Origin of the sequence: Rhizobium sp. Root1204 (assembly GCF_001424965.1) — a bacterium.
Classification (GTDB): Bacteria; Pseudomonadota; Alphaproteobacteria; order Rhizobiales; family Rhizobiaceae; genus Pararhizobium.
The window spans coordinates 182,242-207,110 of sequence record NZ_LMCZ01000003.1; the positions used below are offsets into that span (position 1 = coordinate 182,242).

Below are 24,869 nucleotides of genomic sequence, written 5' to 3' on the forward strand. Positions count from 1 at the left end.
GTGCGGCCGACCGGCAAGCGGCGGTCGGCATGGAGACCGAGGCTTACGCCGCTGCAGCCGTCCTCTTCTGCATGATTTGCAGGATTTGACCGGTAGACATTACGTCGCCGTAGGCGACGTAGATGCTGCCGAGGGTCGCGTTGTGTTCTTCGTCCGTCATGGCGGCATTGCCATCCGAAACGAAGATGACCTTGTAATCCATCTGGTGAGCGTCGCGGGCGGTCGCCTCCGAGCAGCAGTTGGTTACCGTTCCCGTGATGATTACGGTGTCGATGCCGCGCGCGCGCAGGACCGTGTCCAATTCGCAAGTCCCCGGCATGAAGCCGCTGAACCGGGTCTTATCGAGGATTGGCTCACCGGGAGCCACATCGATCGCCGGCCAGATTTCGTGTTCAGGATTGCCCGGCGTGAAACCTCTGGAAAGGCCGGTCGAAAAGGGACTTCCAAGCAGTGCTTTATACCAGCTATCCCAAGGCTTCTCCTCGTTCTCAAGATAGGTGTATCTGAGAAACACGTTAAGGCCGCCCGCTGCGCGGACTGCCTGAGAGATGGCATTGACGTTGTCGACGATCTCCCGGGCAATAGGAACCTCCGAAACGCTTCCCTCGGCCATGAAGCCGTTTTGCAGATCGACGATAATGTGCGCCACACGCGCCATCTCGAGGTCAGCGTATACATACTCGCGGCCATCGCGATTTTTGCGACCGCGAGCGAGCTGGGCGGGATGTATCTGAATTTGATGCATTTTGCTTTAGTTCCTCTAACTGGCATGGCGCGAAGAGATACCGCCGAAGGTCGGCGAACTGAGCCTGAAGTGGAGGTCAAGCACCTCCAGCAAAGCGCCTTTTCGCCTGATTAAGTTTTGGGCGGTTTGAAGCACTGATTAAATTTCTATCAGGCTTCTATTTTGCGCGGCATCGACACTTTTGCGGATTTTTGTGATCAACACGGCCGCGTGCGCCAGAGATTGGCCTGGAAACGCCTGAGTTCTGCATGCGGTTGGCCAACTGCGGCAGCGCGACGCGCAGACAACAAGTCCGACGAGACCGCAACGCCGGAGGTGCCCCAACATTCGCACGAAGCGGACTATATCCTGTGCAGGACGTCGATTTGTGATCCATGGCGCAGGGCAAGTCGTTGAACCAGACGGAAAACCACGTTCACACGGTAACTGCCAAGATCACAGCTTCAACGAACGCGCCAGGCTTGCCGGTCATCAGAGGAAGATTGACTTTCGGGCAGGGATCCCCTCCCAAGGTCCGGCATCAGCGCTCGTCGCCGTTTAAGCATAATCCCTCTCGTCGTCTGCAGCGCCTTCGAGGGCGCTCTGGTTCGTCTAGCTGAGGAACGGGCAGACGTCCGAGCATGAGCCGGGCTATCACAATAGAGGATCAAAACCATAAGCCGGACAGAGGGAAGCCCATTTCATGGTCAGGAGACCAAGACGGGGCGCTCTGTTGGAGCAGCGACAGGCGGGTACCCCCGCAAAACATAGACGATGATGTCAGCGAGAATGAGATGGACGACGCGCGTAATCAACGCTTGCTGCGCGATTGCCTCTTTCCATCCATGCGCCGAAGCCCAAGCCCAATACGCCCCAAAGCACAGCATGCATACCTAGCGAAGTTGCCCGGAAGCTCCACAGCGTCACGGCGGGGAAGTTCTCAGGCACTTCATTGACCGATGGCAGCAGATACTGGGCTAGACCGATTATCGAGATGTAGCTGACCGCGGTGATAATTGACGCGTCCCAGACCCCAAAGCGAGGGCGAAGCGCTTTCAAAAGGGATATCGATGCGCAAAGTGTAATGACCGATATCAAAATCATCACGAAAAACAACACGGTTCTGGCCCCGATAGTATCTTCAGCGCCCACCGCGGGCGGATTGGCCGGATATTTCAAGTCCGGCACAAGAGCGATCGCGACGAACGCAGCGAGCGCTATGAGCGCAGCCGTAGCCCTCGGTCCGAACGAGCTAACCCGGCCCTGGGCGAAAGCATAGACCAACGCAAAAAGTCCGCCGAGTGCCGTACCGAACACCACGGTCGCGGTTGCAAGCCCCAGACCCGACTGCGTAGCACGACCGACGAGGTGCTCGTGCGGCTCGCCCGTGGCGTGCGCAACCTGCTTCTCAAATGAAACCGCGGTTTCAACCAGCGGTTCACCGAACACAAAAGCGACGGCAAATACCAGAAGCCCGGCCACGAACCCGACGATCATGCCTCGGAGCAAGAGACTGCCAACCATATCGAGATTCCTTTAATGGCAGGGGAAGCCGAGCAGATGGCGACCGTCATGGGTGAACTCGTGGACGTAGGAGCCCGAAATCACCGAAGTCGCTCCCTGCTCCGTGCCGACAAAATAGATCGCGATCAACGCCAGGAGACCTACGAAAAGGGCCCATGGAACAAGTTGGCCGACCGGGATCGGTGCCGAAACTGCGGTACCGTGATGAGTTGCTATGGACATTGTGGTTCTCCAATTTGGCAATTTACATTCTCGCCAAACTGACGGCGATTGGTACCGGGCTTCTCACATCATCACCATGATGATGATGGTGGTGATGGTGATGGTGATGGTGATCATCATCGTGATCATGATCATGGTGGTCCATCTTGTCGGTGGCGGGCCACGCCCGGGACAGTACAATCGGTTTTCCATGGGGCGTGTTAAGGTAGGACCGCCGCCAGTGCTCGGAAGTTTCACCGATTTCAGAATCCGAGACCGCGCCCCGGTTTCCGACGAGTGTTTCGAGAGCGGCGAGCCACTGCCTGTAGTACGCGGCCTCGCTTGTCTCATCGATGTGCTGTGGATTCGCGAGAATTTCGGCGCTGAATGTCGTCACCCAGGTTTCCCAAGTGAACAGGCCCGCCTTCGCAAGAGCCAGCGAAGTTCCAAATGCCTGTGCGTGCCAAGGGTCGCCGAAGCCCGGGATACCTGCATCGGTGTTTAGTCGTAGTCCCAATTTGCAAGAATCGAGCGCGCTGAGGATGCTCTGGTTGTCCATCATGCATCCTCCAGGTACGAGTCATATAGATCGATGTAGACGGCATCGCGCGGACCCGCATCAGGACCCCATAGCTCTTTGCCTTCGAACCTCACGCTATACGTGTGCTGAAACTGTTCGCTGCCGCCATGCGCTCGTGCGTCCGCGTACAAGCACGCACCTACATGCTTTACGACGATGCCTTTCTTGCCGCGAGTATATCTCGGCAACCGTGTGTGAGTTCGAGGATTGATGTTCTTGGCCCGAACTACGTCGCCTTCCTTGAAGGAGGGAACCTTTTCGATGTCACCGGTGACGGGATGGTTATGCAGGGCGATGTTACGAATCGCGTCTGGATCGATATAATTTGCGAGAGGTCCAGCCCTACCGGACATCGACGACTTTCCCGAATCCATCTCTTCCGCGGTAACGATACCTTTGTCTTGGAGAATAGTTTCGAAACCATCGATCCAGTGGAGGTAGTAAGGGGATTCAAGCCAATGCAGCGCGGGGATCTTTTCCATCGAGTGACGATGCTCGTCTGCTGTGTATGCACCTGACAGAAGAAGAAGCATATTCACGCCGAAAACCGTCCGCTCCCATTCCGCATGGAACTTGGGTTCGTTCTCTTCGAATGGCAGGGGACCCATGCCGTGCATGCCGCCGAGGTCGTGAATGCTGTTCATTAGACCACCCCCTCGTCCGCATTTGGCACTTTGCAAACCGCTGTGCCGATCATGGAGTCCCTGGTGACAATTTCAGCCAACGCTTCCTCGCTCCAGCCTTCAGTCCCTACCGGCCGCTGCGGCAAAACCAGATATCTGAGTTCGTTGTTGGAGTCATAGACACGGACTTCGACATCGTCAGGGACATCCAAGCCAAATTCAGAGAGTACCGCCCGCGGTTCAATGACCACGCGGCTGCGGTATGGCGCGGTCTTGTACCAGTTGGGCGGCAAACCTAGGACTGGCCAGGGGTAGCATGAACATAAAGTGCAAACGACGACATGATGGATGGCCGGGGTGTTTTCGAGGACCACCATGTATTCGCCCTGCAGGCCAGCAAAACCCATCTCCAGGATGGCTTCCGTCCCGTTTGCCAACAACCGTTCTTTGTAGGCCGCGTCAGTCCAAGCTCTCGCGACGATCTTTGCGCCGTTGCGAGGTCCGAGTTGATTTTCGAAGAGGTCGACGATCTCGTCGACGGCTCCGGGCGCAAGTATCTTCTTCTCTAGAAGAACACTTTCGATAGCCTTGATCCGAAGCGCTCGCTCTGACGGCGGCTCGGTGAAAGATTCTGACATCGAATTATCTCCAGCTACTTTTCAAGATGGTGTTGCTGGGTGAGAAGTTACGGATTGCCGATTTAATCAGCAAGTCCATATTTTAGGCACATTCGCAGCGGGCAGCTTAAAAAACAGCATTATGGCGCTCAGAGACAAATTCTGTCTGTGCAAGTTGATAATCTGCATCAACTTATCAAATTGAAATATATACATTATTTCATCATTCAAAGTTGCCTATATTTCATACAAAAATTTATCGTCTATCTGCATAATTTTTTTTATTTACAAATTGATTTGGCAATAGCATATCTATTTCTCGTCGTTTGGCAGCTTCGCAGTTGCCAAAGCCATGAATTCAACCGAAAAGCGAACACATGAGACCGAACCTGTCCTGCAACTCTCCGGCAGCGGGGACCGACAGGCATGTTGCAGCGCGCCTGTTTTGCGCTCTTGCAATCTTCGCTGCGCTGCTTGGCAGCACCGCTCCTAGCCCTCTGTATCCCCAGTACGCGGCTCAGTGGAAAATCGGCCAAGGCGCGGTCAATGCGTTATTCGCTGTGTATTCGCTCGGCACGCTATTCTCCCTGGTTTTGGGTGGTGTCTTGAGTGACCGGGTGCCTGACCGCAGATGGATGATACTGCCCGCCTTGGCTACCGTCGCCGCTGGAGCGTTCTTGATGGCGATCGCCTCCAGTTTGCCAATCTTGTTTCTCGGTCGTTTTCTCGCCGGCGTAGGCACCGGAGCGATCACGGGAACGGCAACAGCCGCGCTGAGCGAGTTAGACCCTTCACCAACACATGGCCGGGCTGCCGTCATAGCTACCCTTGCCTTCACTGGCGGAGCCGCAATCGGGCCAACGGTATCCTCCATAGCGATCGCCGGCGACCTATTTCCCCGGGTTACACCGTTTCTTTTCATCGTTGCACTGTCGTTGCTGGTGATTGCCGGGCTGGTGGTATCACCGTGGTCGCGCCCCCGAAACACGACTAAAGCGACGGTCCCGAAGTTGGCCGAAGCGACTGATCCGGTGGCTGACAAATGTGGAAAGTTCGCATTGTCGGCCTTAACAATTTGCGTCGCATGGATGGTGGGTTCGGCGCTGATGGCGGTAGGGCCTGCTGTCGCCATATCCGCGTTCGACCTGCAGTCGGCTGCGACCGCTGGCCTTTTTCCGGTGGCCTTCCAGGTGTTTGCCGGATGTGGCCAATTTGCGTTTGGGCGGATGCGCCACCGCACTGCGATCCGTGTCGGCCTCGCGGGACTTGGTCTCACACAGACGGCGGTCGCGGTTGCGTCGGCAACCGGAACCGCCTCGCTATTGCTTGTGACCATTCCGATCTCCGGTCTGGTTTACGGTGCGGCTTTTGTAGGCGCAGCAGGGCTGGTCAGCCATTCAGCTTCGCCCAACCGACGGGGATCAATCATATCGCGGTTCTACGCCATCGGGTATCTGGCGAACGCCCTTCCGGTTCTGGCAATGGGCTTTCTCGCGGATCAAATCGGTCTGCGGCAGTCATTTTCGGTGTTTTCGGCGATCGTACTGATCCTCGCAGTCCTCGGTATCATTGCGACTATCAAAAGTGCCGATGTTCGAGCCTACATCACACGCGCTATGAAATAGCCCACCGTGGCCGTGCAAATGGTCGCCGGAGTCCGACCGGGACCAATTGCTTGATTTAGCCCAATCACACAGGAGCATATGCAATGCATAAAATCGCTATCGACCCAGTCATGCTTGAAAGAGGCAGAACGAACCGGAACAACCGGGATCGTTCTTTCACCCATCTCGACATGAAGAAAGTGGCGCATGTCGTGATCGACATGCAAACAGCGTACCTTCAGCCTGGCAGCCGATGCGAGGTTCCAATCGCCCGCGAAATCGTCCCCAACGTCAACGCAATCTCCGAAGCGGTGAGACAGGGCGGCGGCCTAAATGTTTTCATCAGGAAGACATTCAATCCGAACGAGGCCTTTCCGTGGAATGGTTGGTACTCCGATCTGCTCGGAGATTCGTTTTCGACGGATCTGAAAGGTCTGCTGACACCGGGAAGCGAAACCCACGAACTTTGGCCGGAGATAGATGCCGCACCGGGCGAGCAAGTGGTCAACAAGACACGTTTCAGCGCCTTTACGCATGGTACCTGCGATCTGCACGACCTGCTTCAGGAGCGCGGTATCGACACCGTTATAATAACAGGCACACTGACGAACTTCTGCTCGGAGTCATCTGCTCGTGACGCGAACCAGTTGAATTACAAGGTCATCTTCGTCTCCGACGGCAACGCCGCGTTGACCGATGAAGAGCACAATGCGACCCTCGGCACCCTCTATACCTGCTGGGCGGACGTCATCTCCACCGAACAGGTGATCGAGCTGATCGCAAGCTCGTCCGCCAAGCGCGACGCAGCCGCTTAAACGCCTCGCATCGAAATCATTTTGGACCTGGAACCGCGCGGGCTGTCCGCGAAGCCTTTTCCGTGACCATTTTTCAAGGAGACACTCATGCACTACTGGTCTATTGCCGCGTTGTCCGACGCATTGAGGAATCGGGCGTTGTCGCCCGTGGAAGTCACGACGCATATGCTCGAACGGATTGAAGCGCGCGACGCGGCATTGAAGAGCTACGTCACCGTGACTGCCGAGCGCGCCATCGCACAAGCAAAGAAAGCAGAAGCGGAGATCATGGGCGGCAACTGGAAAGGTCCTCTGCATGGGGTTCCTATCGCCTACAAGGATATCATCTTCACCGACTTCGCGGTCACGACCGGTGGCAGTCGCATCCACAGGGACTTCCGGCCCGGATATAGTGCAACCGTCGTCAAGCGTTTGGAAGCCGCGGGCGCTATCACGCTTGGCAAGGTCAAAACAACCGAGGGAGCATACGCCACCCACCATCCAGACGTTGAGCCTCCTTTGAACCCGTGGAACGCGGGTCACTGGTCCGGCTCATCTTCCTCCGGATCCGGAGTTTCGGTCGCTGCCGGTCTCGCCTTCGCTGCATTAGGGTCCGACACGGGCGGCTCCATACGCTTCCCCGCTGCGGCCAACGGCGTTACGGGTCTGAAGCCGACTTGGGGCCGGGTCAGTCGGTATGGTGTCTTCGAGCTGGCTGCATCGCTTGATCACATCGGGCCGTTCACGCGTTCCGCGCAGGATGCGGGGCTCGTGCTTGCCGCGATGGCGGGCGCCGACATCAATGATCCCACCGCACTCTCGGCCCAGGTTCCCGATTACCAGGCGGACATCGGCCGCCCGGTCGCGGGGCTGCGGATCGGCGTTCCACGCGACTACGCGACCGTCGGTATTGATCCGGCCAACGCAGCAGCATGGGAAGCAGCCGCCAAGGTTCTGCAAAGTCTTGGCGCGATCCTCGTCGAGGTCGAAGTGAAAGGATGGCGCGCCTCGGCTTCAAGTTGGATGGCGATATGCGGACCGGAAACCGCACTAGCGCACTCGACAATCTTCCCTGAGCGAAAAAATGAATACGGTGACGTCCTGCGCGGCTTCATCGAGATGGGGCTTGGAGTTTCAGCCGCGGAATTGACCGCAGCTCACCAGACACGTCTCGCGTTCGCGAACGAGATCGCGATGCTCTTTGACAACGTCAATCTGCTTCTGATTCCAACGACGATTTGGCGTGTTCCCTCGCTCGACCGTTGGAGCGAACTTGCCGACGGCGACAATGCCGAGTTCATCCGCTTCACGGGACCTTTCGACATAACGGGATCACCTACCATCACCATTCCGGCCGGATTCGATGACTCTGGCCTCCCCTTGACCGTGCAACTGGTAGGCCCGGCCCTGTCCGAAGGACTACTTGTTCGTGCGGGATCTGCATTCCAGCGGGCGACCGACTGGCATGAGCGGCGCCCGCCATTGGGCGCATGATGTAATCTCGAATTGGCACGCCGCTTGCAAAGCAAGTTGAACTCGCGGGGGAGCGCAGCTTTCGGCGAGTTCAACCAAGCGAAGGAGGCGACCAATGATCATCCGTGACATTACCTCGAGCGAGATGACGCTCTTTGCCAGCATCGTCGGCCGTTTGCAGATATCAAATTCCGTGGAAAGTGTTCGTTCTGCGATCTTGCCGGATGTGGTAAAGCTCTTGCGCGCGGACGGCGGGTCGAGCTTCATATGGCGCGACGCAGAGCGGAAATTCTGCAACGGCTTGAACTTCGGCATAGCCCCGGAAATTCACAGTTTGTATGTGGATTGGTTCCAGACCCGTGATCCTATGACATTCAAAATGCGCGCAAACGGGCGGGCAACGATCGTCGACCAGGTACTTGCTCGGTCGGACCTCCTGAAGTCCGAATTCTACAATGACATGCTCAAGATCGACGGTCTGGAATGGGGTATCAACCTCTATTCCTTTGACGATCAAAATAGAGATTTGGGCGACCTGAGGGTTTGGCGTCGAAAAGACAAGGAAAATTTTGAAGACCGAGAGAAGATGCTGCTCGACATTATCGAGCCCCTCTTCCGGACCTCACTTCTTCGTGAAAACGCGCAACGGGTGTCACTGACACCTCGGGAGCGTGAGGTCGTCGAACTGATGTCACGCGGCTGCACCGACCGTGACATCGCGCGTATCCTCGGCATGAGCTTCAGCACCGTGCGGACCCACCTAAACAAAACGATGGACAAGTTCGGGTGCGCCAACCGCGCGGAACTTGCAGCGACCTTCGTGAAACAGCATGGGATGGTCAGTTGAGCGATGGTGCCGACCCGCAACGCGCATCGACATTTCTGCCGATATATTTCGTGATAAATGGGATGCTACATCTGCCGGCCTGGCAAGGGTGAAACTTCGGAGGTCGCCATTGGAAAGATGCATTAGCAGTGGAAGCAACCGTTTAAATCTCGCTCGAAACCGTTCGCTTACGGCCGCGCTTTTTGGGGCCGCCGGCCAACGCTACTTCCTCGGTCTTCATTTTCTTTGCTGTGCGCCTGGTCCCCGACTTAACTCCCTCCGTGCCAATGTCCATGGAAGAGTAAGTCGATTGGAATCCGAGTTCTTCAGACAAACTCCGCGTAAAACGCAACAGACCCCTGACATGCTGGCCGTCGACCGACAAATCTATGTTCCGGGTAGCGCCGACAATCGCAAGCGTGAACTGGATCTGGCCGCTTTGGTCGAATACTGGAGCGCTTATCGAGGCGATGCCGGGCGATGGGTCGTCTTTCGTGAATGCAAACCCGCGCGCGCGCGTAGCCTCCATCGTCTGGACGACCTCCCGCATCGTAGGAGCCTCGCCAACGAACTGCGCTTTGTCCCATCGCTCCAACTCGATCTGCAATTGAGGCTCGACAACTGATCTTGGAAGATAGGCTGCGAATACTTTGCCCGTTGCCGTCTTGATCAAGGAGTGATGTTTACCAGGGCGGGAGTCGATATGAAGGTCTTCCTCTCCCTCTTCGATCTGGACCGATATTGGACCGTGCGAGCCCCATACTCCAACGAGCGCGCGAAGTCGGGTCTCGTGAGCCAGCTGTACAGCTGCCTTGCTGGCGAGCTTCATGGGGCTGAATGCGCGCATGCGACCAAGCCCGAGATGCAAAGCAAAAGGTCCCAGCAGATATCGGCCAGTGTCACTGTCTTGTTCGACGAGGTCCATGCGCCGGAAGCTGATTAGATACGCGTGAGCCTGAGCGGGAGCAATATCGGCCATGGCTGAAAGGTCCTTCAGCATCAGTGGTTTTCCCGACTGCACGAGGGCTGTGAGTATCCGCCCGCCGACGTCGATCGACTGTACACCGCGACCATTGACCATGCTCTTTGCTCCGTTTCGAATAGTTCGTTTGGCTCACATCCTGGCGGTTTGCAACTCTCCACTCAAAATAATTATTCAATATGCACAATGCCTATTTAATACGCAAATTAATTTGTTAAATGCTAATTCTTTGACGTCGACAAATGCACTTATATGTAAATAATGAATGCGTTCGGTGAGAAATAACTCGCTGTCATCCATTACAAAAAGGGAAGCTCATGAAACAGTTCTCGCTGGCCAGCGTGTTGTTGGCTATGACGTTGGGCACGCAGGCCTACGCGGCCGAGCCAAATCTATATCCAACCAAGGTCGGTACGATTGACGAGCTGCGTCCGATTTCGGACTTCTGCGGCACCAAGCCAATCAAAGTGGCTTACTCCTCGGGCATCTCAAGCGACCCTTGGCGGAAAATCTCGCGCCGTGAGTTCGAGCTTGAAGCCGCGAAGTGCAAGAACATCACCGATGTTCGGTATACGGACGCACAGGGCAGCGTCGAAAAGCAGATTTCCGACATTACAGGGCTTGCCGCTCAGGGCTTCAATGTCATCATCGTCTACCCTGACGGTGGAGAGAGTTTGCTTCGCGCGATGAGCCAAGCCACCAAGATGGGCGCGAAGGTGGTTCCTTTCTATGGCGGTACGAGCTACCCGGGCAAGGCTGGGAAAGACTATGTCGCGATGGTCACAAACGACCAGGGCCTCGAAGGCAAAATGGCGGCCGAATGGATCGCTAAGGAACTGAACGGCCAAGGCAACATCATTTACCTCGGCGGCGCCGCCGGCGCGACCTCTGTCAAAAGCCACTTCGAAGGTGCAATGGGCGTCTTCAAAAACTACCCAGGTATCAAGCTCCTCGAGCCCGGCCCGATCACGACAAACTGGGATCGTGCGCAGGAGCAGAAGATCATGACAAGTCTTCTGGCGAAACACGAAAAGATCGATGCCGTCATGAGCGACTACGGGATCGGATCTATGGGCGCACTTCGCGCGTTCGAGATCGCCGGCCGTCCAATTCCTCTCTGGACGACCCGCGACGGTAACGAGGTAGCTTGCTTCTGGTACAGCCACAAAGATGCCAATCCGAAGTTCCAGCTGTTCACGACGTCAGCTGGTACTTGGTTGACACGCATCGCCCTTCGTAAGGGCGTGGCTGCCGCTGAGGGAATCGATAACGACGAGCCTTCGATTTTCCACGATCCGGTTATCGACAACACCACGTCGAGCGATCCCAAAGTCAAGCCAATCTGTGACCCTGATCTTCCTCCGGGGGCTCACGTGTCCACGTTCACAATGACGAAGTCCGAGCTTCAGGACGTGTTCAAGTAGTACTATTGGAAAGGATGGCGGCCATGGCTGGTTTGATGCGGCATAATGGGGCGCGGGCTTTTCTTGCCGTGCTCTTCCTGGTGATACTGGGTGCCATCACGGCCCCAACTACTGTTCAGTCGGCTTCCATCGTTGGCATGCTACCGTTCGCCGCGATCCTTGCGCTCGCGGCGATTGGACAGCACCTCGTCATCCAGCAAAGAGGACTGGATATCTCCGTCGCTGCAATTTTCTCCTTTGGCGCAATGGTCGTGACGGCCATGCAATTCAGTGACGGTGGCGTGGGGTCCACTTTCGCGCTTATTTGCATCGCACTGCTTGCCGGAGGTGTCTTCGGGCTTGTTAATGGCCTCGTTGTCACGGTGCTTTTGGTTCCGCCATTGATCGTCACAATTGCAATGAACAGTATTGTGTTCGGGCTCGTCCTTTTCATCTCGGGAGGCGTTTCCTCCGCGGTCTCTCCGGCGATCAGCGCCTTTTCCCTTGGGCGCACCGTCGGTATACCGAACCCCGTGATCGCGGCGTTTATTTTGATCTGCGTCGTGGCGTTTGTGCTTTCGAAAACAACTTTGGGCCGCCGGTTTCAGGTGGCGGGATTAAGCGGCGCAATGGGACTGGCGTTAGGCTTCCGCGTCCAGGCGCTGAAGATCGGAGCTTACGTCGCTGCTGGCATCCTGTTTTCGGCTGCGGGCGTCCTCTTCGCCGGACTGTCGGACGTCCCTTCGCTATTCGCCGGAAATGATTACATGCTGGCGACTTTCGCTGCCTACATCGTCGGAGGCAATTCGATCGCAGGTGACCGAGGCAGTATCCTCGCCACGGCGATCGGAGCGTTTTTCCTGACGTTCTTGGGGCAGCTTGTGGTTAGCCTGGGGTTCGACACTTCGGCTCAGTACATCATCCAGGCGATCATCGTGCTCATCGGCGTCGGGCTACCGTCGGTCGCCCAGCGGCTCAAATTCGCCTGAAGTCCAATGGAGTAAGAGATGACCATCATACAGCCCATAAAGCAGGCGATGGAGCAGGTTGCTGAGCCCGTTCTTTCGCTTTCTGGAGTGACGAAATCGTTTGGCTCTGTACAAGCCCTCAAGGGGATCGACTTCGTCGCCTACTCCGGCGAAGTGCACGCGATCGTGGGCGAAAATGGCGCGGGGAAATCCACGCTTATCAACTGCGCCGCAGGCGTTTTGAAGCCAGACGCAGGCGAGATCCAGATTAACGGCTCCATGGCTGCGGACAGTCCATCGCTCGTGCGCCAGCTCGGGCTCAGCGTGGCATTCCAACACCCTGCCCTGTCGCCAGACTTGACCGTTTTGGAAAACCTGCGCCTAGTCAGGCCATCGCTCACCCGGGGTGAGGCGAACACGATCCTTTCCCGTGTGACGACAGAAGCATTGGCGATGACTTTGGATAAGCGGGCCGGTGGGCTGTCGCTAGCACAGGGACACGTGCTGGAAATCGCGAGGGCTCTTACGAGTCAGCCGTCGGTGCTCATCCTGGACGAGCCAACAGAGCCCTTTCAAGACCCCGAGGTCAGGCACCTTTTCTCCGTGATCGCCGACCTGAAGAAGTCAGGAACCGCGATAGTATACATTTCACATAGACTCCACGAAGTGATGTCGATCGCCGATCGCATTTCCGTGCTGCGCGATGGGGAGATGATCGAGACACGCATGGCGGCGGGGATCACGACCACTGAAATCATCGATCTCATCGTAGGCCGACCCCTGGGCCAGGTATTCCCGCAGAAGGCGGGTAAGGCCTCTGGTGATCCAATACTGACAGCGGCGACCCTTTCGGGTCGCGGCTTCAGCGATGTTACGCTTGATCTCCGGCCCGGCGAGATAGTCGGCCTGGCCGGTGTCGATGGACAGGGGCAGCGGGAGTTTCTTCGTGCGCTCGCCGGGATCAACGAGATCACGTCCGGCAGTTTGCGCATCGGCAGAGACACTGTCAGGGCGTCGAATGTAGCCCAATTCCGCGCCCTCGGCGTGGGCTTCGTTCCAGACGACCGCCATAAGGAAGGCTTGGCTCTCCCGTTCTCAATCCGCGAGAACGAGGGGCTTGGTCAACTAAAAGAAATCTCCGTGGCGGGAATTGTCTCCGGGCAAAGAGAGAAGAAGCTGGCGGAAGAAATCCACGCAAGCTTTCGGATCAAGGCACCTTCGGTTCAAACCACGGTTGCCAGCCTCTCTGGCGGAAATCAGCAGAAGGTTCTCATCGGACGCGAAATCGCCCGCAAACCTCGTGTCCTTTTGATAGATGAACCGACAAAGGGTGTGGATGTCGGATCGCGGAGCGACATCTACGGAAAAATTCGCGGACTTGCCGCTGACGGCGCTGGGGTTGTCATGGCCTCCGCCGACGGCGTCGAAATCGAAGGCCTTTGCGACAGAGTCCTCGTATTTTCCCGGGGAGCAGTCATTGCGGAGCTTACGGGCGCTGAAGTCAATGACGAACGCATCACTGAAGCCAATCTTAATGCAACCGGGGTCCGACAAAATGGTTCTGGGGGCGAGAGAAAGAAGCCGCACGGGCTGGGGGTCTTCGCGGCTTCTGATCATGGCCCTGCGGCACTGCTGCTCATCCTTTCGATATTGGTCGCGTGCGGCACACAATGGCTCAACCCGAGCTTCTTCACGGATTTCAACCTCAGTAGCATCGCTTTGCTTACGACGGTTCTCGGCCTAGCGGCGTTCGCCCAGCTCTTCGTAATGCTGACAGGAGGCATAGACCTCTCCGTTGGTCCCCTTGCCGGACTGGCGGTAGTCCTGGCATCCTTCCTTCTTACAGAGGAGCCGCAATTCGGCCTGTTGGGCGGATCGATCCTCATTGTTCTTGCCTGCGCCGTATTCGGTCTCCTTCAGGGAGCCCTTGTAGAACTGCTTCGGCTGCCGGCGATCGTCGTGACATTGGCAACCTACACAGGGCTTCAGGGTATCTCATTGACGCTGCGACCGTCACCGGACGGTACGATCGGCGACAGCTTCATGAGCGGCATCCAGTATGCCATCGGGCCACTCCCCGTTGTGTCCGCGCTCGTGATCCTTGGTGGATTCGTACTCGAACACTTCCTGCTCAACCGTCCAATCGGCCGTGCCTTGCGCGCAATGGGATCGAATCCGAAAGCTGCGGGCTTGATCGGTATTGATCGTGTCAAAATCGGAGTGATGGCTTTTACGTTGAGCGGACTGTTTGCGGGGCTTGCGGGTTTGTTGATGGCGTCTCAAGTCGGCATCGGCTCAGCGACCACCGGGGTGAACTACACGCTCATGGGAGTGACGGCCGTAGTCCTCGGTGGGACACAGATCACAGGCGGACGGGGTTCATTCGTTGCATCCCTCTGCGGAGGCCTCTTCGTACAGACGATTGTGTCCGCGCTACCTTTCCTGAACCTTGAAGCGGTCTGGCAGTATTGGATCGTGGGGGCTTGCACTTTCGCGGCGGCGGGTCTTTTCGCTCGTCTTCGTAGAAAGTCCGTGTGATAGCATAAGAATACCGTTGGGCCCGATGCGTTCTATTGAAATTTATCGGGCCTTCTGCGCAGGCGAAACGGGACGCCTGCGAGGGAATGACAGACATACTCGCCTCGCACTCAAGGGGCCCCGACAGAAACCACCTCGTTCACGCGTTTGCGGAAGAGACAGCGATTGTGGAATGAGTCCACCCCGCTGCAAATCCAAACGCGTGAACGCCTCTGGAGGAGCCTCATTTTCGTCATCGGCCGCGATATCAAGTCGACCATTCTCTCCTCGACACCAGCGTCGTGTACTGGAACTTTCAAAATTGGAACCTGTTTGGTCCAGCCGGATGGCTCCGACAACATCGATGAACTCAGCTCCTGCGGCGTGAACGGCTACGCCTTGCGCAGCATCTCGTTGGCGAAGCTCTCGGCTCCCCCACTCCAGAGCTTTTATCTTCTCTGCCAACCAGCTCAGCAGACCTGCTCGCTTGCCGCTAACCACTTCGGCCTTCTTCACCCATTCATTGAGCGTCTGCGCCGTGTAGCCGATCTTGGCCGCCATTGACGAAACCGCTGCTCATCGCAACGGATGCCAGCTTTCGTGACCCAACACCATGCGCCCCACGCGGGAGCGCACTTCAGGGGAAAATTTGTTCGTTGTCTTGCTCATCAGGCCTCCACTTTCAAGTTGGAGCCTCCGGCAAAGCCGGCGCGGTTCATTGGGCGTCGGCCGGGGCACTAAAGCCGCAGCAGGATCGTTCCCGTGGCCTGGCGAGACAAGAGCCGTTCATAGGCTTCTGCAAACTGCTCCATAGGGAACGTGCTATCGATGGATGGCCGCAGCAGGCCGCCATTGATGAAACCCTTTATGGCTTTGAGTGCAACAGCAACGTCTTCGTTTGTTTCAAGCCAGGCATCATACCCCAGGACACGTTTTTCATAGATTACGACATCGGCGACATTGATGCTCGCCGTGACACCGCCAACAAAGCCAATTGAAACAACTGCACCCCTTGTGGTGAGCGCGCTCAAAAGCTGCCCCAGCACTTCGCCGCCGACAGGATCGAACGCCAGATCTGCGCCTTGGTCGCCTGTCGCCTCAAGGACTGCTTGTCGCAGATCTTGGGTACTTAGATCGATAACGGAATGCGCACCTGACTGTTGTGCACGGGCCACTTTCCCAGCCGACGAGACGACGCCGATTGGGATGGCACCGAGAGCGCGCGCAGTCTGGATCAGAGCATGTCCCAGTGCGCCTGAGGCACCGGATATGAGCACTGTCTGGCCTTTGACCACCTTTCCGACACGTGTCAAAGCTTGGTAAGCGGTGACGTAGTTGATCGGAAGAGCAGCCCCCTCGTCGAGGTCGAAGCCAGCAGGCAACTCTATGATGCGCCGGTCCTCGACCAACGCCCACTCCTGCTGCAGGCCATCCTGCGTAATCCCGAGCTGGCCACCGCCGTAGATTGCTACCGGGGTACCTTTCTCGAAGCGTCCGCTCGCTTCCACGAGCCCCGAACCGTCATTGCTAAGCACTAAGGGTGCTTTTGCCGTATCAACCATACCCGACCGCACCTGATGCGACAGCGGATTGATTGTCGCAGCATGCATTTTCACGAGCGTAAACCCATTCCTGGCAACGGGATCGGGTCGAACCTCGATATTCATTTGAGGAACTGAACCGAACTGATTGACGACCAAAGACTTCATAAGGGATTCCTCAGGGTGGTGCGCCATTAACGGACGCCGAGTTGATTTTCATTCCTTGCAAGTCGCTAGCGACGGAAGACCCTTAGCGAGCCGTGTATCCACCGTCCGCGAGCTGGACTGATCCAGTGACGAAGCCCGCTCTATCAGAAAGCAGATACACGATCATATCGGCGATCTCCTGTGGCTTGGCCATTCTGTCCATCGGGTGGCGCTGCATGATACCCTGTCTTTCTTCGGCCGAACGCGATGCCATCAAAGGGGTGTCGACATATCCGGGGGCAACCGCGTTGATCCTGACGCCCTTGTCGGCGTAATCCAAGGCTGCGGTCTTTGTCAGTCCGACTACACCGTGCTTCGCCGCGGTGTACGCCGCAGTCCCCGCGACGGCGATGACCCCGCAGATCGAGGAGACATTCACGACCGAACCACCGCCAGCGGAAACTATCGACGGAATTTCAGCGCGCATGCAGAGAAAAACGCCCTTGAGGTTGACCGACATGCACCGGTCCCAGTCGTCGGGGGACTGTTCCGCGGCGGCTCCCCGTGGCGTCACGATCCCGGCATTGTTCACCGCAAAGTTCAGATTGCCGAATTGTCGGGTCGTTGCAGCAACAGCGCTCTCCACCGAAGTGGCGTCAGCGACATCCAACTCTACGCCAAGGGTCTCGAGACCTTGAGCATTGAGTTCTGCTGCCAGTCGATTTGCACCTTCGATATCACGGTCCGCTATCGCAACCTTTGCGCCCAAAGCGGCCAATGTCTTGCAAAGGGTCTCGCCGATTCCCGACGCGCCCCCTGTGACAAACGCAACTTTCCCCTTGATGCCTAGATCGAAACTCATCGTGAACACTCCTATGTCGCCAGGCGCGGCTGACACCGCTCTAGGACCGTCTCCAGTTATGATTTTGACCGGGTGAGCAGCCTGTCATGGCCGAGGTACGGATGGGTTCCACGGCCATGACGCCTAGCTACTATCCCCAATCCCTTACGCCAGCGTTTGAGCGTCCGCGTCAGTCTCCACGTCCGCTTCATCTCGAACCTCGTCGAACTGTGTCGCGCGGACGACGGTTTTCTTGCGGCGATCATGAAACAGCGCCAAGGTGTCCGGGCGGCTGTAGTGACCGACAGGATCGGCACCTGATTTCGCCATGATCACCTGATGAGGGTCGAGTTCGGCATAAAGGATACCTTCCTGATCTTCAGGGATTGGATCGCAGAGCGGGCGGCCATCCGGACCGAAGATCATGCTGAAAGCGCCGCCAGGTCCGGCCGTGCGAGTGTTGAGCATCTGCCTCTGCTCGGGTGTCTCGCAGATCAGATCGAACACATCCTGGCCCGTCACGCAGCTCGGCGCGATCACGTAGCAGCTCCCTTCGACGGCGTAGGTCTGGGTGATCGCATTGTTGACTTCCGGACCGAACGAGTAAATTTCGTCACGGCAATTGCAGAACGTCGGCCACGATGCCACGTGGATTTCTTCATGCTGAGCGTACATCGCCATCTTGGTGAGCGGCTGGATATGCTCCCAGCAATTCAAAGCACCCAGACGACCGAATGGTGTTTCGATTACGCGCAGGTCAGAACCGTCACCTTCACCAAATACCATTCGTTCCGCATGCGTCGGCTTCAGCTTCCGGCGCGTTTGTAGCACCTTGCCATCTGGGCCGATGATGGCCTGTGCGATGTAGCGAGAACCCTGTGCTCTCTCCGAAAAACCGACGACCAGCGTGACCTTGCTGTCCGCGGCGATCTTCCGGATCCGCTCGAATTCCGGAGAGTCAATCTTCAAGCTGTTTTCGTGGTACTGGGGCATGAACTTCGCCCACTGGACGGGCGGCATCAACCAGACAAACCAGGGATAACCCGGCAGAAAGCACTCTGGAAACGCGACGAGTTCCGCCCCGTTGGCCGCAGCCTCTTTGGTGAATTTTTCGACTTTGTCGATGCTTGCGTCTAAATTCATGTATGCGGACGACGCCTGGACCGCCGCGGCCTTGATCTTCTTCATTGCATTCTCCGTTAATATATTGTTCGACGCCGACTGACTTGAGGTGCTGCCGTGGGCGGGAACGAGACGTCATAGGCCCGCATGAGGCCCACGACCTTTTTTTGAAACCGCTCAGGGGTTAAGGGCAGCCAGCCGCTACATGAGGTAAACGGGGCTAATTACCAACCCTTGTAATCGTGGATGGTATCGACGGTCACAAGGTTGGGGAGAAGCTTGCGGAAGGGATCGGCAGGCTTGTTGCCTTGAACGATCTCTACTCCGAGAGCGGCGGCCTCACGACCGATCTCAAACGGGCTCTGCGCTGCCGTGGCGACAATCAGGCTGCCCTCCTTCGACATCACCTCGGTCACCGCCGGCGAACCGTCGACCGAAGAAAACTTGATGTCTTTCAGTCCAGCCTGAACCGCGGCGAGCTGCGCGCCGACAGCCATGTCTTCGGCCACGACGAAGGCACCGTCAACGCGCTCAAAACGGTTCAAAAGGCCCTGCATTACCTTCATGCCGCCGTCTCGCGTGAAGCCGCCGTTATTGTCGGTGCCCAAAAATTCGATTTCAGGATACTTTGCCAGTTCCTCCGTGCAGCCCTTCTCGCGATTGACCGCGTTCGGGAGCGGCGGACCGCTGATGATGGCCACCTTGCCTTTGCCGCCCAGACGTTTGGCAAGCTCCTCGCAAGAAAGGCGGCCAGCGGCAACGCTGTCCGTCGCCACGGTCGCATCGAGACCGTCCGCCAGGTTGTCGGCACCCACGACGACAATACCCTGAGCCTTGGCGCGCGCCAAGGCAGGAGCGATCGCCTTGTCGTCGGCGACGGTGAGGACGATGAGCCCAACGCCGGCCGAGATGAAGTTGTCGATTTGGTTGACTTGTTTGACGATGTCGAAATCCGCGGACGTGGTCATGACTTCGGCATCCGGGAATGCTTTTTTGACCGCTTCTTCCGCTCCCTTGGCGACCGCCACGTAGAAGGGGTCTCCAAGATTATTGACGGAAATGCCGACGCCCTTCAGTTCTTGAGCTTGCGCTCCCACAACCGAGGTCACGAGCATCAGAGCAGATGCCGCAAGAAGCTTGCACGATATTTTCATTTGATAGTTCCTCTCTTCTTTCTGTTTTCTGTTATGCTTGGCTGAGTTTCAGGCGGTATTTGTCGATGCCAACGGCGAGTACGATGACCGCGCCCTTGACGATGTATTGCCAGATCTCCGATACCCCGGCGAGAATGAGGCCGTTGGACAACACGGCGATGATCAAAGCTCCAACGAGAGCGCCCCAGATCGAGCCCAAGCCTCCCTTGAAGCTAATGCCGCCCAGGATGACCGCAGCGATGGCATCAAGTTCGTAGCCCTGCCCCATTTGGAGACCGTTCGCAGCGAAAAGCCGTGCCGCTGCCATGATGCCACCAAGAGCGGCCAGGAAGCCCGAGACGAGGAACACCGAGAAGGTCAGCCATGTCAGCTTCAGGCCGCTGACATGCGCGGCTTTCGGATTACCCCCGACTGCGTAGATGTGAAGGCCGTAGACCGTGCGCCGAAGAACGAACCACGAAATCAGGATCACGAGGAACGCGATGATGACCAGATAGGAGATCCCAAACAGGCTGCCGTTGCCGATGACGGCGAATGGTAGGTCTGCGTTGAAGATTGTCTGATCGTTCCCGATCAGGCGAGCCAGTCCCCGGACGGCGGTCAATGAGGCCAGTGTCACGATAAAGGAAGGAAGGCCAAGGCGTGCGACCAGAAAACCATTGATGGTACCGACCAGGATTCCGGCCAGCAGCCCCAAAGGGATTGCGAACATGGCCATTTCTGGGTTCAGGCTTGTTATGAGGGATACCATTGCAGACAGGGCGACAATGGCACCGACAGAAAGGTCGATTCCCCCGGTCAAGATCACGAAGGTCATGCCGGCTGCGAGAACGGTGTTTACCGAGGCCTGCTGCAGCACGATCGAAAGGTTTCCGATGCTAAGAAACCGATCATTTGCGATCGCAAGTCCAAGACATAGAAGAAGGAGTACGGGCAACATGCCGAGCGTTTGGGCATGAGACGAGAGTTTGGATCTGACACTGGACTTTATTTTCATCACCGCTTTACCTTGTCGTTTTGTTCGCCAGCGGAAATCATCGACATGATCTCCTCCTGGCTCGCCCTTTTCGTCGGCCCTTGAGTGATTTCGCCCACCAGATGACCGTCTCGCATGACCAAAAGCCGATCACAGATCCCGATGACCTCGGGCATCTCGCTGGAGATGACAACGACCGCCACCCCCACTTTCGCAAGCCCGTCGATCAGGTCGTAGATTTCCATTTTTGCGCCGATATCAACGCCGCGCGTCGGTTCATCCAGCAGAAGAACTTTGGGCCGGATTTCCAGAAGGCGCGCCAGGAGGACCTTTTGCTGATTGCCACCGGAGAGTTTTCCGACCGCGATCGCGTCGTTCGCCGCCTTGATGTTGAGGCGCTTTACGGCTTCGCGCGAGCGGTCTGCTGCCTTCCTGCGGTTGCGGACGCCGAAAACCGACGCATCGTCTGAAGCGATGTTGATGTTGATGTTTTCGCGGACACTCAGATGAAGAAACAGACCGAGGTCCTTTCGATCCTCCGTCAAATAGACCAGCCCAGCGCGCATGGTCTCGGCGATAGACAGATCAGTGACATCCACTCCGCCCAGGATGACTTTTCCGCCTGTCTTTTTGTCGATCGAAGCAACCAGTCGCGCCAGCTCCGTCCTGCCGGAGCCGACCAGACCGGCGATCCCGACGACTTCCCCAGCCTTAACGTCGAAGCTACATCCGAGGACGTGCCTGTCGTCGGCGACATCTCTGACGCTCAAGGCGGTCGCTGCGGTGGAAAGGTCTGTTTCGCTGGCTTTCTGGTAGAAGGACGCGATGTCCCGCCCGACCATCATATTGACGATACGACCTGGGTCCAACTCGGCTCGTTCGAGACGCCCGACAGACTTTCCGTCACGGATGACAGTGACACAGTCCGACAGAGCGTAGATCTCGTTCATACGGTGCGAGATGTAGATGATTGCCATACCGCTTTGCTTCAGCCTGGCAATCAGTTCGAAGAGCCCCTTTGTCTCTCTTTCTGACAGGGAGGTTGTCGGCTCGTCCATGATGAGGATGCGGCTACGAGCATGCAGCGCACGTGCGATCTCGACCATTTGGCGATGCGCCAACGACAATGAACCAACGACTGCATCAGCGCTGAATGGCGCAGAAAGCTCTTCCAGAAGGTCATTTGCCCTCACTCGCATCTGGCGGCGGCTTAAAAGCCCACCGCGAGCGAGCTCGGCGCCCAGAAAAATACTTTCCGCTACCGTCAGGTTATCAGCAAGAGCGAGCTCCTGATGTATCGTGGCAATTCCCAATGCCTGTGCATGACGAGGCCCGACGATCTGAACCTCGACTCCGTCCAAAAAAACGCTCCCCTCATCCGCCGTCACGAGACCCGAGGCGATGTTTATAAGCGTGGATTTTCCAGCACCGTTCTCCCCCATCAGGGCATGAACCTCGCCAGGACGCACTCGAAGATCCACGCCGGACAATGCACGCGCAGAACCCCAGCTTTTCGAGATACCCTTCAACTCAAGAAGAGGCTGCCCGCCTCGACCTAGCTCACTCATCGACACCCCGAATGTAATCGAGCGCTCAGCTCCACACTCGGAACGGACACGCCTCTAAGACCCACCAAATCACCACGCCGACCCCTGCGCCGCGCCGCTAGCGCGGCACAAAAACCGTTCGCGCATTAGCAATCCATAAAATCTGCTTAACATGTTAATAACACCGATGTCAACGAGATCTCTCGATGGACCTCGTAATCGCCTGAGAAAAGTCTTGTCATCGGTTAAAACGGCTATCGCGTGGAGGATGGCGCCGGATAATTGACATGTCTGAATTTAACATGTTAAGTCTATAATAGTCTATCTTGTTAGGGTAGGGCGCAGAGAGTGCAGTCAGGTTACTTTCTGGAGGAAAGGTCTCACGCGATTGCCACTGCTTGAAATGGTGCCTCGGCAATTGGACCTCGACGGGTCGCTACGCGTGATAACGTTGAGTTTGAACGATAATCGGTCGCCGGGACCGGACAATGTCCACTGCACCGAACCCGGGGAAAGTGATATGGAGCGTATGGCAGTTGCAACATCACGTAAGGGAGTGCCTGGTTTGAATCCAAACAATGCGGAAGAATTCGAGGATGTTCGGCCGTTGGCGGATCCAGGGAGAGGACTTGGCATGCTTTTGCTAAGGGCTCGAGAGGTGGTATTGGCCGAATATCGCCCAATCTTTCGCTCGTGCAATCTAACCGAACAACAATGGCGCATATTGCGGTTCATCGAGGGCCAGTCCCCCATGGACGCCACCAGCCTCAGTGAACGAAGCGTTATACTGGCACCCAGCCTCACACGGATTATCCGCGACCTTGAAACGCGGGGATTGATAGAGCGCGTCGTCAACCGAGTCGGGCCAAGTCGCGTCCTCATCTCTATCTCGCCTCAAGGTCGGGAACTCGTGAAGACCATTCAGCCTTTGATTGCTGACAAGTTGAACCGGATAAACTCCCGCCTGACTGCTGTCGAACGGGGCCAGTTGACGGCACTGCTCGACAAAATCATCGGGGGATAGACGAGGCCCCGCTTCCCGGAGCGAAGGTCGTTCATAGGCCTAGTGATAGAAATTGAGACTCGGCGCTCCACGCACGCATCGAAACATTGGACCGGGGACCCGTAGGTCGCCCGAGATTTCGTGCGACTTCAATTCGATGAAGACCAGCGACAGCTTGCGCAGCCCTGATCCAAGCATGTGCGGCACGGTAATGCCTTCCTTTTCCCGAGGCTTCGCCATGTCACCGCGCTTCGCTTAACCGACAATACCCCTGGTTCTAAGAGGATAAACTTATGACCCAAAGACTTCCGAATAAAATAGCCCTTATCACCGGTGGGGCTTCCGGCATCGGAGAATCTATCAGTAGACGGTTTGTCAAGGAAGGTGCCCGTATCGTCGTAGCAGACCGGAACATCGAGCAGGCGGCAAAGCTTGCCTCCAACCTGCGCGCCGCCGGACATGAGGCGCAAGCATTTGAAGTCGATGTCTCAACAGGTGAATCTTATCGAGCAACTGTAGAATTTACCATCGCCGCTTTTGGTATTCCTGACATCGTCATCAACAATGCCGGCGTCCCCCAGCCTTTCCAGATCGCACACGAAGTCAATGAAGAAACCTATGATCGTCTCTACGCGGTGAACACAAAGCCACTCTACTGGAGTGCGGTGCATGCAATCCCGCACATGGTCGAAAACGGCGGCGGCGCAGTGATCAACGTATGCTCGGTGTCCGCTACTCGGCCGCGTCCTCTCAACACCTGGTACGCGGGCTCGAAGGCCGCTGCGGTGGTCACAACCAAGGCGCTTGCTCTCGAATACGCGAGCCGGAAGATTCGGGTGTGCGGCGTCAATCCGGGACTGGTTCTCACCCCACTTCTCCAAGCGGCCCTGGCAGGCCATGGAGACGCGGATGAGCAGCTCGCGGCGCTTGAACGCATGAGGCTTGGGTTTCCTATCGGCCGTTTGGGTCAGCCAGACGAAATCGCCAACCTCGTCCTGTTTCTCGCATCGGATGAGGCGAGTTTCGTAACTGGTGTCGTTGTGGAGGCGGACGGAGGAAGAGCGATATAACTGTTTCCACTCAGACACTTGGAGCGCCAGCGGTCAAGTTTGGAACGATCGCTCGAGAATGCTGTAACGTCTCGCGCCAAGGTCCTGAAGGTGTGGGAAATTTTGCGGAAGAACGTTTTTTTCAAGTCCCGCAGAATCCAAAACTCTTGACAATGCGGCGGATATGCTTAACATGTTAAATAATTAAGAGGTATCAAGGGGAGTGAGATGCCGCACCTGATCATACAATATTCGTCGAACCTTGAGCATCAGATCGACTTCACCGCGCTCTGCAAGACGGTCAACGAGGCGATCGTGGACACTGGCCTCTTCGAAACCGGAGCGGTGCGAGTTCGCGCATCATCCGCGCACCATTTCGCCATTGCTGACGGGGCTCCCGAGAATGGCTTCGTCGACATGAATTTCCGGATAGGTACAGGTCGGAGCGAAGAAGAGAAGAAGCGTGCTGGCGAGATGATCTTCGCTGCTGCCGAGAAGTTGCTGCCTCGTTTCTTCGAGACGCCGCACTTCGCACTCTCACTCGAGATCCGTGAAATCGATCCGGTCTTCAGCTGGCGACGAAACACGCTGCACGCCCGCTTCAGAGACCAAGCGTAACTCCAGTCCCCCAAAACGATGAAGCGTCGCACTGA

General features: G+C 56.8%; 23 protein-coding genes and 1 pseudogene. 10 read left to right on the plus strand and 14 right to left on the minus strand.

The features are described from left to right. Positions 1 to 43: 43 nt before the first annotated feature. From ASC96_RS05375 to nthA, 6 genes are all read right to left on the minus strand, one after another. On the minus strand, positions 44 to 745 hold the full coding sequence (locus ASC96_RS05375) for an isochorismatase family cysteine hydrolase (protein WP_060502023.1): 702 nt from the start codon (positions 743 to 745) through the stop codon (positions 44 to 46). 759 nt (positions 746 to 1,504) lie between these two features. Beyond that, positions 1,505 to 2,248, minus strand: a complete 744-nt coding sequence (locus ASC96_RS05380; RefSeq protein WP_060502024.1) for a CbtA family protein — start codon at positions 2,246 to 2,248, stop codon at positions 1,505 to 1,507. A 12-nt stretch (positions 2,249 to 2,260) separates the two neighbouring features. Then, entirely contained in the window at positions 2,261 to 2,470 is a 210-nt protein-coding gene (locus ASC96_RS05385; RefSeq protein WP_060502025.1) for a CbtB-domain containing protein, read from the minus strand. A gap of 22 nt (positions 2,471 to 2,492) precedes the next feature. Further along, positions 2,493 to 3,011, minus strand: a complete 519-nt coding sequence (locus tag ASC96_RS05390) for a nitrile hydratase accessory protein (RefSeq protein ID WP_060502026.1) — start codon at positions 3,009 to 3,011, stop codon at positions 2,493 to 2,495. Next, positions 3,008 to 3,673 (minus strand): nitrile hydratase subunit beta, encoded by a 666-nt coding sequence (nthB, locus tag ASC96_RS05395; RefSeq protein WP_060502027.1) that lies wholly within the window; start codon positions 3,671 to 3,673, stop codon positions 3,008 to 3,010. Before nthB ends, ASC96_RS05390 begins: the two co-directional genes overlap by 4 nt. Beyond that, complete coding sequence (nthA, locus tag ASC96_RS05400) at positions 3,673 to 4,290, minus strand: nitrile hydratase subunit alpha (protein ID WP_060502028.1); 618 nt, start codon at positions 4,288 to 4,290, stop codon at positions 3,673 to 3,675. The genes nthB and nthA overlap by 1 nt, the downstream gene beginning before the upstream one ends. A gap of 356 nt (positions 4,291 to 4,646) precedes the next feature. Here nthA and ASC96_RS05405 point away from each other — a divergent pair, with 356 nt between their 5' ends. The 4 genes from ASC96_RS05405 (at position 4,647) to ASC96_RS05420 (ending at position 8,987) form a co-directional block, all read left to right on the plus strand. Next, on the plus strand, positions 4,647 to 5,894 hold the full coding sequence (locus ASC96_RS05405) for an MFS transporter (RefSeq protein WP_060502029.1): 1,248 nt from the start codon (positions 4,647 to 4,649) through the stop codon (positions 5,892 to 5,894). Positions 5,895 to 5,977: 83 nt separating this feature from the next. Continuing rightward, the gene (locus tag ASC96_RS05410; protein WP_060502030.1) at positions 5,978 to 6,688 is read left to right on the plus strand and encodes an isochorismatase family cysteine hydrolase; all 711 of its coding nucleotides are present in this window, start codon (positions 5,978 to 5,980) and stop codon (positions 6,686 to 6,688) included. Positions 6,689 to 6,775: 87 nt separating this feature from the next. Continuing rightward, complete coding sequence (locus ASC96_RS05415) at positions 6,776 to 8,161, plus strand: amidase (protein ID WP_060502031.1); 1,386 nt, start codon at positions 6,776 to 6,778, stop codon at positions 8,159 to 8,161. 94 nt (positions 8,162 to 8,255) lie between these two features. Further along, positions 8,256 to 8,987, plus strand: coding sequence for a LuxR C-terminal-related transcriptional regulator (locus ASC96_RS05420; protein ID WP_060502032.1), 732 nt, complete (start codon positions 8,256 to 8,258; stop codon positions 8,985 to 8,987). 142 nt (positions 8,988 to 9,129) lie between these two features. Here ASC96_RS05420 and ASC96_RS05425 read toward each other — a convergent pair whose 3' ends face one another. Next, positions 9,130 to 10,047, minus strand: a complete 918-nt coding sequence (locus ASC96_RS05425; protein ID WP_060502033.1) for an IclR family transcriptional regulator — start codon at positions 10,045 to 10,047, stop codon at positions 9,130 to 9,132. A 218-nt stretch (positions 10,048 to 10,265) separates the two neighbouring features. Here ASC96_RS05425 and ASC96_RS05430 point away from each other — a divergent pair, with 218 nt between their 5' ends. The 3 genes from ASC96_RS05430 to ASC96_RS05440 are packed head-to-tail and all read left to right on the plus strand — an operon-like array spanning position 10,266 to position 14,857. Beyond that, positions 10,266 to 11,372, plus strand: a complete 1,107-nt coding sequence (locus tag ASC96_RS05430) for a substrate-binding domain-containing protein (RefSeq protein WP_060502034.1) — start codon at positions 10,266 to 10,268, stop codon at positions 11,370 to 11,372. 23 nt (positions 11,373 to 11,395) lie between these two features. Continuing rightward, positions 11,396 to 12,340: an ABC transporter permease gene (locus ASC96_RS05435; RefSeq protein ID WP_162246329.1), complete on the plus strand. Its 945-nt coding sequence runs from the start codon at positions 11,396 to 11,398 to the stop codon at positions 12,338 to 12,340. An 18-nt stretch (positions 12,341 to 12,358) separates the two neighbouring features. Next, positions 12,359 to 14,857, plus strand: a complete 2,499-nt coding sequence (locus ASC96_RS05440) for an ATP-binding cassette domain-containing protein (protein ID WP_060502036.1) — start codon at positions 12,359 to 12,361, stop codon at positions 14,855 to 14,857. Between the two features lie 374 nt (positions 14,858 to 15,231). Here ASC96_RS05440 and ASC96_RS31565 read toward each other — a convergent pair. From ASC96_RS31565 to ASC96_RS05475, 7 genes and pseudogenes are all read right to left on the minus strand, one after another. Next, positions 15,232 to 15,505: pseudogene (locus ASC96_RS31565) on the minus strand (IS3 family transposase); the annotation flags it as partial. 68 nt (positions 15,506 to 15,573) lie between these two features. Continuing rightward, positions 15,574 to 16,545, minus strand: coding sequence for a zinc-binding alcohol dehydrogenase family protein (locus ASC96_RS05450; protein WP_082511961.1), 972 nt, complete (start codon positions 16,543 to 16,545; stop codon positions 15,574 to 15,576). An 82-nt stretch (positions 16,546 to 16,627) separates the two neighbouring features. Beyond that, entirely contained in the window at positions 16,628 to 17,386 is a 759-nt protein-coding gene (locus ASC96_RS05455; RefSeq protein WP_060502071.1) for an SDR family NAD(P)-dependent oxidoreductase, read from the minus strand. Between the two features lie 144 nt (positions 17,387 to 17,530). After that, complete coding sequence (locus ASC96_RS05460) at positions 17,531 to 18,553, minus strand: carbon-nitrogen hydrolase family protein (protein WP_060502039.1); 1,023 nt, start codon at positions 18,551 to 18,553, stop codon at positions 17,531 to 17,533. A gap of 158 nt (positions 18,554 to 18,711) precedes the next feature. Beyond that, positions 18,712 to 19,641 carry a substrate-binding domain-containing protein gene (locus ASC96_RS05465; protein WP_082511962.1) on the minus strand — a complete coding sequence of 310 codons (930 nt, stop codon included), beginning with the start codon at positions 19,639 to 19,641 and terminating at the stop codon, positions 18,712 to 18,714. A 31-nt stretch (positions 19,642 to 19,672) separates the two neighbouring features. Further along, positions 19,673 to 20,638, minus strand: coding sequence for a ribose ABC transporter permease (locus tag ASC96_RS05470; RefSeq protein WP_060502041.1), 966 nt, complete (start codon positions 20,636 to 20,638; stop codon positions 19,673 to 19,675). After that, positions 20,638 to 22,185, minus strand: coding sequence for a sugar ABC transporter ATP-binding protein (locus tag ASC96_RS05475; RefSeq protein ID WP_060502042.1), 1,548 nt, complete (start codon positions 22,183 to 22,185; stop codon positions 20,638 to 20,640). Before ASC96_RS05475 ends, ASC96_RS05470 begins: the two co-directional genes overlap by 1 nt. Before the next feature lie 499 nt (positions 22,186 to 22,684). Between ASC96_RS05475 and hpaR the strand changes: the two genes are divergently transcribed. From hpaR to ASC96_RS05495, 3 genes are all read left to right on the plus strand, one after another. Beyond that, the gene (gene hpaR / locus ASC96_RS05480) at positions 22,685 to 23,188 is read left to right on the plus strand and encodes a homoprotocatechuate degradation operon regulator HpaR (RefSeq protein ID WP_162246330.1); all 504 of its coding nucleotides are present in this window, start codon (positions 22,685 to 22,687) and stop codon (positions 23,186 to 23,188) included. Between the two features lie 272 nt (positions 23,189 to 23,460). After that, the gene (locus ASC96_RS05490) at positions 23,461 to 24,237 is read left to right on the plus strand and encodes an SDR family oxidoreductase (protein ID WP_060502045.1); all 777 of its coding nucleotides are present in this window, start codon (positions 23,461 to 23,463) and stop codon (positions 24,235 to 24,237) included. Between the two features lie 207 nt (positions 24,238 to 24,444). Continuing rightward, positions 24,445 to 24,834: a 5-carboxymethyl-2-hydroxymuconate Delta-isomerase gene (locus ASC96_RS05495; RefSeq protein WP_060502046.1), complete on the plus strand. Its 390-nt coding sequence runs from the start codon at positions 24,445 to 24,447 to the stop codon at positions 24,832 to 24,834. Positions 24,835 to 24,869 lie beyond the last annotated feature (35 nt).

Excerpts from the sequence above, each read along its gene's own strand:
- ASC96_RS05375 (WP_060502023.1), bottom strand. The coding sequence starts at position 745 with ATGCATCAAATTCAGATACATCCCGCCCAGCTCGCTCGCGGTCGCAAA.
- ASC96_RS05380 (WP_060502024.1), bottom strand. The coding sequence starts at position 2,248 with ATGGTTGGCAGTCTCTTGCTCCGAGGCATGATCGTCGGGTTCGTGGCC.
- ASC96_RS05385 (WP_060502025.1), bottom strand. The coding sequence starts at position 2,470 with ATGTCCATAGCAACTCATCACGGTACCGCAGTTTCGGCACCGATCCCG.
- ASC96_RS05390 (WP_060502026.1), bottom strand. The coding sequence starts at position 3,011 with ATGATGGACAACCAGAGCATCCTCAGCGCGCTCGATTCTTGCAAATTG.
- nthB (WP_060502027.1), bottom strand. The coding sequence starts at position 3,673 with ATGAACAGCATTCACGACCTCGGCGGCATGCACGGCATGGGTCCCCTG.
- nthA (WP_060502028.1), bottom strand. The coding sequence starts at position 4,290 with ATGTCAGAATCTTTCACCGAGCCGCCGTCAGAGCGAGCGCTTCGGATC.
- ASC96_RS05405 (WP_060502029.1), top strand. The coding sequence starts at position 4,647 with ATGAGACCGAACCTGTCCTGCAACTCTCCGGCAGCGGGGACCGACAGG.
- ASC96_RS05410 (WP_060502030.1), top strand. The coding sequence starts at position 5,978 with ATGCATAAAATCGCTATCGACCCAGTCATGCTTGAAAGAGGCAGAACG.
- ASC96_RS05415 (WP_060502031.1), top strand. The coding sequence starts at position 6,776 with ATGCACTACTGGTCTATTGCCGCGTTGTCCGACGCATTGAGGAATCGG.
- ASC96_RS05420 (WP_060502032.1), top strand. The coding sequence starts at position 8,256 with ATGATCATCCGTGACATTACCTCGAGCGAGATGACGCTCTTTGCCAGC.
- ASC96_RS05425 (WP_060502033.1), bottom strand. The coding sequence starts at position 10,047 with ATGGTCAATGGTCGCGGTGTACAGTCGATCGACGTCGGCGGGCGGATA.
- ASC96_RS05430 (WP_060502034.1), top strand. The coding sequence starts at position 10,266 with ATGAAACAGTTCTCGCTGGCCAGCGTGTTGTTGGCTATGACGTTGGGC.
- ASC96_RS05435 (WP_162246329.1), top strand. The coding sequence starts at position 11,396 with ATGGCTGGTTTGATGCGGCATAATGGGGCGCGGGCTTTTCTTGCCGTG.
- ASC96_RS05440 (WP_060502036.1), top strand. The coding sequence starts at position 12,359 with ATGACCATCATACAGCCCATAAAGCAGGCGATGGAGCAGGTTGCTGAG.
- ASC96_RS05450 (WP_082511961.1), bottom strand. The coding sequence starts at position 16,545 with ATGAAGTCTTTGGTCGTCAATCAGTTCGGTTCAGTTCCTCAAATGAAT.
- ASC96_RS05455 (WP_060502071.1), bottom strand. The coding sequence starts at position 17,386 with ATGAGTTTCGATCTAGGCATCAAGGGGAAAGTTGCGTTTGTCACAGGG.
- ASC96_RS05460 (WP_060502039.1), bottom strand. The coding sequence starts at position 18,553 with ATGAAGAAGATCAAGGCCGCGGCGGTCCAGGCGTCGTCCGCATACATG.
- ASC96_RS05465 (WP_082511962.1), bottom strand. The coding sequence starts at position 19,641 with ATGAAAATATCGTGCAAGCTTCTTGCGGCATCTGCTCTGATGCTCGTG.
- ASC96_RS05470 (WP_060502041.1), bottom strand. The coding sequence starts at position 20,638 with ATGAAAATAAAGTCCAGTGTCAGATCCAAACTCTCGTCTCATGCCCAA.
- ASC96_RS05475 (WP_060502042.1), bottom strand. The coding sequence starts at position 22,185 with ATGAGTGAGCTAGGTCGAGGCGGGCAGCCTCTTCTTGAGTTGAAGGGT.
- hpaR (WP_162246330.1), top strand. The coding sequence starts at position 22,685 with ATGGAGCGTATGGCAGTTGCAACATCACGTAAGGGAGTGCCTGGTTTG.
- ASC96_RS05490 (WP_060502045.1), top strand. The coding sequence starts at position 23,461 with ATGACCCAAAGACTTCCGAATAAAATAGCCCTTATCACCGGTGGGGCT.
- ASC96_RS05495 (WP_060502046.1), top strand. The coding sequence starts at position 24,445 with ATGCCGCACCTGATCATACAATATTCGTCGAACCTTGAGCATCAGATC.